General features: G+C 43.4%; 6 protein-coding genes and 1 pseudogene. 2 read left to right on the forward strand and 5 right to left on the reverse strand.

Annotation, left to right across the window (positions count from 1 at the left end):
* The 3 genes and pseudogenes from EAO38_RS07880 to EAO38_RS07890 form a co-directional block, all read right to left on the reverse strand.
* A pseudogene (locus EAO38_RS07880) lies at window positions 1-325 on the reverse strand (mobilization protein); the annotation flags it as partial.
* A gap of 104 nt (window positions 326-429) precedes the next feature.
* Window positions 430-777, reverse strand: coding sequence for a hypothetical protein (locus tag EAO38_RS07885; RefSeq protein ID WP_162982741.1), 348 nt, complete (start codon window positions 775-777; stop codon window positions 430-432).
* 491 nt (window positions 778-1,268) lie between these two features.
* Entirely contained in the window at window positions 1,269-2,894 is a 1,626-nt protein-coding gene (locus EAO38_RS07890) for a replication initiation protein (RefSeq protein ID WP_162982742.1), read from the reverse strand.
* 865 nt (window positions 2,895-3,759) lie between these two features.
* Between EAO38_RS07890 and EAO38_RS07895 the strand changes: the two genes are divergently transcribed.
* A complete protein-coding gene (locus tag EAO38_RS07895) occupies window positions 3,760-6,090 on the forward strand; it encodes a DEAD/DEAH box helicase family protein (protein ID WP_121022698.1) in 2,331 nt (776 codons plus the stop codon).
* Window positions 6,087-7,688, forward strand: coding sequence for a site-specific DNA-methyltransferase (locus tag EAO38_RS09440; RefSeq protein ID WP_205588382.1), 1,602 nt, complete (start codon window positions 6,087-6,089; stop codon window positions 7,686-7,688). Before EAO38_RS07895 ends, EAO38_RS09440 begins: the two co-directional genes overlap by 4 nt.
* A 66-nt stretch (window positions 7,689-7,754) precedes the next feature.
* Here EAO38_RS09440 and EAO38_RS07905 read toward each other — a convergent pair whose 3' ends face one another.
* Together EAO38_RS07905 and EAO38_RS07915 are read right to left on the reverse strand one after the other, a co-directional pair.
* A complete protein-coding gene (locus EAO38_RS07905) occupies window positions 7,755-8,261 on the reverse strand; it encodes a hypothetical protein (protein WP_121022700.1) in 507 nt (168 codons plus the stop codon).
* 656 nt (window positions 8,262-8,917) lie between these two features.
* Entirely contained in the window at window positions 8,918-10,072 is a 1,155-nt protein-coding gene (locus tag EAO38_RS07915) for a hypothetical protein (RefSeq protein WP_121022704.1), read from the reverse strand.
* Window positions 10,073-10,268: the final 196 nt, after the last annotated feature.

A 10,268-nucleotide genomic window follows, 5' to 3' on the forward strand; every position in this document is an offset into this window, starting at 1 on the left:
GGTAGCATTGAAAGCCGTATTTGGCTTTAAAGTGGTCTGCTAGGATTTCTAGCTCTTGCATGGTGGTTGTTTCTTTGATATTGACAACAGCACTCCACATATAGCTCTTAGCTTGAAATGATTGATGGAAACAATGCCTATAGTTTTCTTTGGCTTGCTCCACTAGGCAATCTCTTAAAGCTCTTGCTTCTGTGGCATTTCTATTGCACTCTATCCCTAACCCCCCACTCTTGAGCACATAGTTTGGCGTAATGGAGCGGTCGTTGTGCTTCTCTTGGATACTAAGCTTGGTGGGTTTAAAGTTAATGGATGCAATGCCCCCCATAGATTAGACTTTCTTGTGGTGTGTATCCGCTTGGGGCTCTTGTTTTGGGGTCTTGGGTTGTGATGGGTCTGCTTTGGTTTCTTGTGGGCTTTGCGCCTCTTGGGCTACTTTAGTTTCTTTAGAATCTTGTTTGTGAGTGGTCGCCCCAGCATCCCTAGATTGATTAGCCTCTTGCCCTTGTGTGTAGATGAGCTTATGTAAAGCTTCATTGACTTTTTGTTTTTCTGTTGCCTTATCTTCCCCTTGTTTTTGGATAACCTTGAGCTCTCTTTATCCATCTTATTTTTAAAAGCCGTCAGCTCTTTATTCATTTTATTTTTAAAAGCCTCAATCTCTTTGGTGCTCTTGTTTTTTAAAGCCTTGAGTTCTTTTTCATACTTGGCTTTCGTGTCTTGGTATTTATCCCTAAGTCGAATCACTTCATTGTGTAATCGGCTCTTTAAATCCTCCAAAGTGCGCCTAGAGAGCTTGCTATAATCTTTAGCCATGTAAATCCTTTATATTTTATTTTTTGGATTTTAACACACAATATAGGCAAGTGGATTTTTAGTTACATTTCTCTTAAGCCCTCCGCTAGGAGCAAATTAACCAAACAAGCTTGCGCCGTGTCCCTTTCAAGGGTGGTTAATTTGCAAATTAACCACCTATCTACGATAGGACGCTCACAAGTTCGCTTAGTTAATTTGCCACTCAAACACCGTGGAGGCTTAATAGCTTAAAGTTGTTTAAGCTGTAGAAGGCTATAGGATTGCTTTGGGTGTGTTGATGTGTGGGTTTTAGTTTAGTCGGGGATTGTGGGGGATTTTAGAAAGAAGTTTTTGGTAGTTTTGTTATCTAGTGGTGAAAGATATGTTTGTTATTGTGTTTATGATTAGAGGTAATTGTGCTTAGAAGTTCTTTGCGTTGCAGTTAGCGTGTTGCTATGTGTTTCTACGCTCTTGGCTCACTCTGCATACTTTTTAAACCAGCTCTTAAAGTGCTTGACATTATTCAAGATGAAAGGATTTAGAATCTTGTGGGGTTTGTCTATATCTTGAATATCCACTCTAAGCTTGTTGTTCTCAGTATATGTGATGTCTTTAATCTTAAGAACAGCAGGCACACCATTGTTGCTCATGTAAAGGTTTCTGCCTATGTATTCTGTTAGGTCATTGTTAGGGTCTAGGGCTTTTGGTTGGCTAGGCTGTTGTGGTTGGTTTGGTCTTGTTAAACTTTGAAAAGTTTTAAAGCCGTTTTTATCAGTTTGTAATCCTATTTTGACTTCTTTGGGTTGTGGTGTTTGTTTGGTTTGCTGTGGCTGTTGCTGTGCTTGTAAATCCACAACTTGGTAACCTCCCTTTGCCATAGCTGTTAAGAAAGTTTCTTTGTTAGCTAACACAGCACTCTTTGCTTGAAACTCTTTGCCCTCTTTGTAGTATTTGACTAAAATTTCATAGCCATCTTTGGCAGGCTGTATGCCACCAACTATAAGAACAACACTAGGGTCTTGGGGTTTGTAAAAAGCCATATCTAAGACTTCTAGCATTTCATTGTCTAGCTTGGTTTGTTTTGCTTGCTCCATAGATTTTTTGAGTTGTTTAACCACCTTCTTGCTTCTAATCTCCCACGCAATGGTTCTTAAATCTCTTTTGGCTTGTTCTCTGTCTTTGCTGGTCTTAGTGAGTGGCTGAAAATAGAATTGGATATGGGTGATGCGATTACCCATACCCTTAGTTTTTAGTTTCTCATAGCAAAGGTTCTCAAAGTGGGGGAGCTTGTGGAGTTCTTGGGTGGCGGGTCTTAGCACGACATGTTCTACATTGATGGCTGGAACATTTAATGACACACCCATCAACTCCCTAAACTCCCCCCACTCCATTTTAGGGGGTACACCTGTGCTTTTCCATTGCTTGAGAAGTCTATAAAGAGTTTTAGCGTATTTGCCACTGATGTTTTGAAACTCAAAGAGCTCAAAGGAAGTGAAGTTGCCATGGAGGTAGTTAAGCAAGTAGCCAAAGTAAGGCATATTCACTTGGATTTCTATGCTTTTGACTTGGGTTTTCTTTGTATCGTAGTAGTTGATACGAAAACTACTGAAGAGTAAAATATTCTCATCAGCAAGTGGATAGAGCACCCAAAAGTTAGCGACTTTAATGTTTTTCCAAAGTCTTTTGACAACACTGCTTAGATCGCTGTGGCTGATTTTAACTGCGTGGGTCATTCTCTTGATCTCATCAAGATCAAACACCAGGAGCTCATCTTGTCTATCTTTGAGCTTGTGGAATATGGCAAAGAGTAAGTTTGCCTCTAATGTGCCTAGCTTACCTAGAGATACAGAGTTCACATCGTTGTGGAAGGTTACATACTTTTTAGAGATGGCGTTGGAGATTGTAGCGGCACTTTGGGTGATGACTTCAGTTGTTATGGGTTGTTGTTGGGCTGTGGGTTGGTCTTGATCCTGATCTTGAGTGGTGGTTTCTGTTGTGGTGGGTGGAGTTACTGGTTGCTGTTCTAGGGTGTTTGTGGTAGTTGTCCGATGTTGTGTGGAGCTTGGAAGTTGGGAGGGCTGGGCATGTGTTGTTAACTCCATTATTTGCTCAAGACATTCCGCTTTTTCTCTACTTAAAACATCTCTAAATGTTGTGTCTGTTTCCATGTCTATAAGCGTTTGTAGTTGTTTGAGTCGTTGCATTAAATTTTTTCTTTGTTCATTCATATCTACCATTTTGCACCCAAGTTAACCAATGTTTCATAGCAATAATAGATAACTAAACATTATATTTAAATTAAATAGTATGGTTAGTGCGGATTTTTGTATGGTTAGTGCGGATTTTTGTATGGTTAGTGCGGATTTTTGTATGGTTAGTGCGGATTTTTGTATGGTTACCCCCTCGCGAACCCCGTCCCACACGAGGCCCGCGCCCCCCCTAAAAGGTTAAAAAGACGAAGTCTTTTAAAAGGTTAAAAACCCGCATGCGCGCGCGCGCATGCGCTCGGGAACTAGGATCAGCCCAAAAGCAGGTGAGAAAACTTAGAAAAAATGAAAAATTTTTGATGCAAGGGTGCATGAATCGGTAAGCCAAGCTGACGCTTGGCATCTATTTTGCTCTTGGGGGCAAGCCCCCAAGCCCCCAAGAGAGGGTTTTGAAGTGAGGATTAGGCATTTGGTTTGGAACATCCACGCTTATGGAGTAATCATGTTTTGGAGAAAGTAACGAAAGGCGATAGAGCACATATAGCGTTTAAATCGCTTTTAAAGGCTCGTAGAGCGAAAGGTTGGTGGTTAGGGGTGTCAAACTATGGTTTTGGATGTCAAAGCGATTGTAGGGGCTTTTAAACGCAAAATAGCATTAATCCAATCTAGCGCATAGACATTGCCCTATAATGCTAATTTCAATCCAAAAACGATAAAATGCGCCTTTTAGATCAAGCGTTGCGTCAGCCAAAAGGTAGCCATGTCCATCCAAATCACCCCCCTACAGGATCAAAAAGTCAATGAGATTGTGGCACATTATGAGGAAACCATAGTGCAAGAGGGTGGCATAAAAGACAAAATCGTAGAGTTTAAAGCCCCCACAGGATCGGGCAAAACCCTCATGGCAAGCCTTTTTATCAGCCGTCTCATCGCCAATTACCCCGAAACCAACTTCATTTTCATCATCGCCACCCTCTCTAGTGCCGAATTACCCGAAGCCTTCACCCGCAAGATCAAGGACTACAGCCGACAAGGGGTGCTAGACACTCCCATCCTTGAAGTCCAGCATTACGAATCCCCATCCTCTAGCAAATCCAGCCAAAAATGCGAGGATGTCCCCCCCATTAGGTGTCAAAAAAACAAAGTCTATCTTTTTGGAAAATCCACCTTTGGCAAGAATAAGCTTTACACGGAGTTGGAGATTATAGACGCTCTTATCAAAGAGGCGGAGGTGAAGTACAGCCTCATCTACATTCGAGATGAAGCCCATATCGGCACGAAGCCCACGGAGAAACCCACCCAAAAGCCCTCATTTGAAAGGCTTTTAGAGCAACACGCCGCCTTTACCCTACGCATGACTGCCACTTTTGACAACAAAACCCCCCATCCCCGTGTAGAGATCACCCAAACAGAACTTGAAAAGAGCGGGGCAGAAACGGAGCAATACCTCCTCAAAAGCCACGCAAAAATCCTAGAGAACGAGGCATTTGAGGACTCCAAGATCATCGATCAAGCCATTGAGGACTTTAAAGCCATTAGGGCAAAATACCAAGAGTTAGAGCAAGGGGGGGTGTTTATCCGCCCTGCCATGTTGATCCAAGTGGATAACCAGCCCGACCCCAAAAACCACGATGCCTTCGCAAAATGGCAAGACACCCTCCAAGAGCTTAAAGACAAGTTTGAGGCACAAGGCTTATCATGGGTGCAATACTTTGGGCAAAACCCCAAGGGATCACAGAAAAATGGCAAGTCTAAAAACACCCCCAATGGCGTAGAACACAACCGCCGGGACAATGACCTCCCCAAGGACGCTTTACTCCACAAAATCTCTCAAATCAACGACACCACCGATTGCATCATTTTCAAGGTGGGCCCCGCCACGGGGTGGGACATCCCTAGGGCGTGTATGTTGTTACGCCTACGCAATGTGTGCTCCTCTGCCTTGAGTATCCAAACCCTAGGGCGGATCAAGCGCAACCCCTACCCAAACCTCAAAAAGCACCCCACCACAGACACCTACTACCTCTACGAGAACTTTAAAACCCCCAAGGACTACATCACCTACAGCTACCAAGTTAAAGAGTCTTTCAAGAGTTTTCAAGTGCTTAAAGTTGTCTTAAACATTGAGGAAAAAGCCCAAGACCCTGCCACGATTCAAGGGGGGATAGAGCGTTTCATCGCCCAAAACGCCCAAAGGGTGCAGGACTACGCCAACGACTGCTTTAAGAATGAGGACACCCCCAACGCCTACCGCTTAAAATCCGCCAAGCGCACCATTGCCAATTTCTATGCCTTGTTACACCGCCTAAGACGGCTCAAAAACGCCCTAAGCACCCCAAAAAGAGCCCTTTTAAACGAAATTTTAAGCAAACTCAAAGCCAAATATCCCCACACAAGCCCGCTACAACTTGAGGCCATTCTCTTAGAGTTCTTTAGCCAAGATATTGCAAATATCTACAGCACTTCTCTAGCAAGGCACAAAACCTACAAGCCCCACCTAGAGACCTACACCCCAAAAGAGTGGAGCGAGCAATGGGCGCAAGAGCCCACAAGTGAGGAAATAGACCCCGATAAATACCTCACCACGATCAAGAAAGACGCACAGCCCACCGACCACCTCCCCCTAGACTCCGCCCCCGAGCAAGAGGTGTGCAAGAAGCTTGATCGCTTTGCGTGCAAGAACCAAGCGCATATAGAAGTGTGGCTCAAAAACCCCCCACACAGCAACGCCTATATCCAATACCTAGACCAGCAGGGCAATAAGCACGCCAGTTACCCCGACTTTGTGATGCGTTTTACCAATGGCTACCTAGTCTATATTGAAGTGAAAAACGCCCAAGACATTAACCACGAGAAAACTAAACTCTTAGCCCAAGCCTATCAAGAATACTTCACCACCTTTAAGCAAGAAAATTTATACACCCACACAAGCCCCCTTGTGCTGTGCATTTACAAGCACGACCCCAAGAAACCCGAGCTTTTGCGTTTTTACGACCGCAAAAACCCCCACTTAAAGGCCCTTGAAGAGGGGGGGACAGATTTAAACCACTTGCTTGCCACCATTAAAAACGCTCCAAAGGCCACCCAATGAGTCAAGACTTTACCCATAAAAAACTAGAGCTTTATAAGCAAAAGATTAGGGAAATCCCTAACACGAGCTTTAACGCCGACCAAAAGAAGCTAGCCCTAGAGATTTTAGAAAAAGCCGACCCCCACAACCTAGAGGCGATTTTTAGCTTGCTTGCCAAACGCATAGAGGTGGGCTTTGTCTTTGACATAGCCCCAGAGGTCCAACAAGACGCTATTTGCTTACTCAAACACAACAAAGAGCTAAGCTTTACCCCCGCTTTGTGCCAACAACAACACGCCATGATCTTTGGGGAAAACTACGATGCCTTAAAAAATCTTTTAGTGCTGTATCGGGGCAAGGTGGATTGTATTTACATAGACCCCCCCTACAACACCGAGAGCACCAAGCAAGATGGCAATGACTACAAGAGTGAGCAAAATTCTAGCGGGAAGTTTGGCTATAGGGATAAGTTTATGCGCACCGGATGGCTCAACATGCTCAATGAACGCCTAAAACTAGCTAAGGACTTGTTGAGCGACAGGGGGGTGATTTTTATCAGCATTGATGACAGCGAGCAGGCGTATCTTAAAGTGCTGTGTGATGAGATTTTTGGGGAGGGGAATTTTGTGGCTAACTTAGTGTGGCAAAAGAAAAAAGGGGGTAGCCAAGATTCGCAAGACTTCGCCAAAGAACATGAATACATTTTGTGCTACAGCAAGGGCACATGGGAGATTTACGAGCAAACCCAAAGGCACGAGGAAAAAGACTTTAACAAAACTATCGATGGCAAGCGGGCTAAGATTTTAAAGCTTGAAAAGTGGGGTAACCACTCTTTACGAACCGATAGACCTACCCTTTACTACCCCATAAAAGACCCTAACGGGCAGGATTTTTACCCCATTGCCCCCAGTGGAGCGGAGGGGTGTTGGCGTAAAAAGCCCGAGAACTTAGACCCAGAGCATATCTTTTGGCAAGAGGACAGCAAGGGGCGTTTAACCCCCTATGAGGTGCTTTACTTTGAGGAAGTGCAGGGCAAGGACAAAATCATTAAGACAAGGACGATTTTTACAGATTGTGGCACGACCACAGACGCGACCAAAGAAATCCAAGCCATTTTTGGCACAAAAGCCTTTGCGACCCCCAAGCCCACATCCCTAATCTTAAAATTGCTTAAAATCGCCACTTCCCCCAACTCTCTAGTCCTAGACTTTTACGCCGGGAGTGGGACCACAGGGCAGGCGCTGATGGAGCTCAATAGAGAGGATGGGGGCAATAGGCGGTGCATTTTGGTAACCAATACAGAAAACAACATCGCTAGGGGGGTCATGTATGAGCGCATTTACCGCCTATGCTATGGCAAGGGCACTAAGGGCGAAAGCTTTGCATGGGCGGATAAAAACGAGCCCTTTAGCGATCAAGGGTGGGAAGTCTTTGAGGGGCAAACCCACCATTTAAAGATAGACGACTATGAGACGGGGGAGCGTTTAAAAGAAGTGGCGATTAAGGCTTTTAAGACCCTAGAGCCCTCTTGCGACTTAGGCGATGAGCTCAATATCTACTACACCCTATCTTGCCTCAACCCCCAAAAACAAGAGCCCAAACCCCCCAAAGGGCCTTAAAGCCTTTAAGCTCACAAAATGACGCATTTTGGGCTTCATTGGGGCTTTTATGAGGCTATGAGCCCTTTAGCTATCCTTCTTAGGCTTTCTACCCCTTGTCTTTTGAGGCTCTTTTGGGTTAGAGGGCTTAGAAGTGCCTAATTCTTGCTGTTGCTCTGTTTGTGTGTCTTGTGTGGTGGTTTGTAGAGTTTGTGTGTCTTGCCCTTGAGCTTGTGGGCTGGCTTCATTCTTTGCAATCCCTTGCCCCCTTTGCGTGTCTTTCTCTTGGCTAGCTGTGTCGGCTTGGTTAATCTGTGTAGCCTCTTGCTCTCTTTTTTCTTTCTTGGCTTGCGTGGCTGTTGTATCCACTAGAAACACCTTTCTAGGCCGTCCCACAGGTCTTTTACCCTCAATCTCTGCTGTCAGCATTTTTTTATTTTTGTTGGATAGAGCTAGAAGGTGCTTAAAGCCCTCTTGAATCTCCAAAGCCTCTTCAAACAACCCTAGCAAGCCCGCTTGCTTCATTTTGTCTTCGATCTCTTGCAAGCGCAAGGCATAGTGGGTGATGTCCTCTGTAGAGTTGATGTCAAACATGGCTGGCTCCCTTTGATCGTAAGATAGATGTATTGTAGCACAAATTAATTAATAAAATTATTTAATTATTTTAATTATATAAAATAATTAAAGTATAAAATAAAAATAATTTCAATGATTGCTGTAAAAACCCTATAAAATAGGCGTTTTGCTATTGTTGGTTCAGGGTATTTATTAATATTTTGGTGCACTTTGTGGAGAAAAATACCCTTGAGAATACGACAAATTAGGCACGCATTTTATTAAAAATTTGCCAAATTTAAAGGATAAATTCTAAAAATTAGAAAAAATATTCGTGTATTTTCTGCAATATTTTTAATGAAAATTCGTGTATAAATTCTCTGTAATTTTCCTATTAAAAATCACAGAATTTAAGACTATATATGCTTGCCCCCATCCCCTTTTTGATCTTGCTCTTGTTGCTCTTGGCTAGCTTTCACTTGTGCCAAAGCTCTTGGCAATTCATATCTAAGACTAGCAAGGTCATTTAATACATTACTTGTTTTGATTTCTAACTCCCTTGCCACTTCGGGGCTTGTCTTGCCTATTTGGGCGATTGTGGCGTGTATATTGCTTTCTAACCAAGCTCTGTGCTTTTGGTTTGCAATGCACTATGTGTTGATTTTAGGGTGGCTAGCGAACATTGTCATCGATACTCAAATCCCCTTCCCCTTACCTTGTTGGTTAGCCAAAGATTTTTCTAAGTCTGCTTTGAGTTGTGCAATCATTGCAATTTGCTCGTTTAATTGTGTTTGTGTATTTGTCAGCTCTGTCCGTAATTTGTCCTGCTCTTTTTGCAAAGTATCCTTTTGTGATTGCAAGCTCTCCACTTGGTTTTCTAGCTTTGCAATCTTAGTTTTCTGTGCATTATTCTCTAAGCGTAGATCGGTGTTTCTAAGCTTAGTGTTCTCCTCCTTAAGGTTTTTAATCTTTTTATCTTTCTCTTCTAGCTCCGCTGTGAGTTTCAAAGTCTTGTCCTTATAGTATTGGGCATCCAATTTGGCTGTTTCCAGCATTTTTCCATAGGCATCGCTGTTTTTAAACTCTGTAGCTAGCTTGCTAATGCCATTCTCTAGCCCTTTTATCCCCTCTAACAAGGCTTTGTGCTCCCATTTCCTAGTTTGTTCTATCGTGGCAAGAATGGGCTTGAGTTCTTTAGTTAGGCTTTTCTCAATCTCACCCATGTGTTGTTTTAAAAACCTGTCTCGCCTATCTTTGGCGATACTCTCAAAATATTCTGGACTCATTGCATCTTTGACACCCTTGCCAAATAGTTTTGTTATAGCATTGATTGTGGAGAATTTCCCTGCAAGCAAATCATCTGCAAGGGCTGCTAGGTATGCATGGTACTCTGCCTTCTCTCTTTCGTTATCTTTCTTCCATTGGATCACAGCTTCAAGCTCTGCTCCTTTCTCTGTTTGGAGCTTCTCTAGCATAGGGCTAATGGCTTGTTCTGTAAACCTTTGCAATAAGTCTTTTACCTTGTCTGCATACTCTTGTAGCTTGGCTTCTTTGTCAATCTCCCTTGCTAGCTTTTCTAGCTCTTTAGAGTGCTGTGTTTGCAATGCCTCAATCTCTTTGGTATGCTTTATATCTTTTGTTTCTAATGCCCTGCCTTTATCCCCTAACGCTTTGCTTAAGTTCTGCACCCGCTTGTCTTTCGCTTTTAGCTCTTGTGTTAGTGTCTCTAAGGCTTTATCTTTCTTTCTTAATTCTCCAGTGTGTTCTGTGTCTTTTTCTTGCAAAGCTCTAACATGGCTTTGCTCTCTCATCTCAAGCTCTTGTGTGTGTTCTTGCTTGAGTTCTTGCACGGCACTAGGGCTTAGGTAGTCCTTGTATTGCTCTTGTAAGGTTTTGTGGCGGTCTCTTGCTTCTTGCTCTATTTGTGTGATGCGTGCCTTTAGCCCATCAATACTTAAGCCCTCATTTTTAAGGCTCTTAAAGCTTTATAGTCCTCTTGGGTGTAAAGCTTGAGATCGCCTAAACCCTGATTGATAGCTATCATCT

Source organism: Helicobacter vulpis, assembly GCF_003660395.1.
Lineage (GTDB): Bacteria > Campylobacterota > Campylobacteria > Campylobacterales > Helicobacteraceae > Helicobacter > Helicobacter vulpis.

What these genes read in the sequence shown, in the direction of transcription:
- EAO38_RS09440 (WP_205588382.1), top strand. Translation starts at nt 6,087, where the DNA reads ATGAGTCAAGACTTTACCCATAAAAAACTAGAGCTTTATAAGCAAAAG.
- EAO38_RS07895 (WP_121022698.1), top strand. Translation starts at nt 3,760, where the DNA reads ATGTCCATCCAAATCACCCCCCTACAGGATCAAAAAGTCAATGAGATT.
- EAO38_RS07905 (WP_121022700.1), bottom strand. Translation starts at nt 8,261, where the DNA reads ATGTTTGACATCAACTCTACAGAGGACATCACCCACTATGCCTTGCGC.
- EAO38_RS07890 (WP_162982742.1), bottom strand. Translation starts at nt 2,894, where the DNA reads ATGGAGTTAACAACACATGCCCAGCCCTCCCAACTTCCAAGCTCCACA.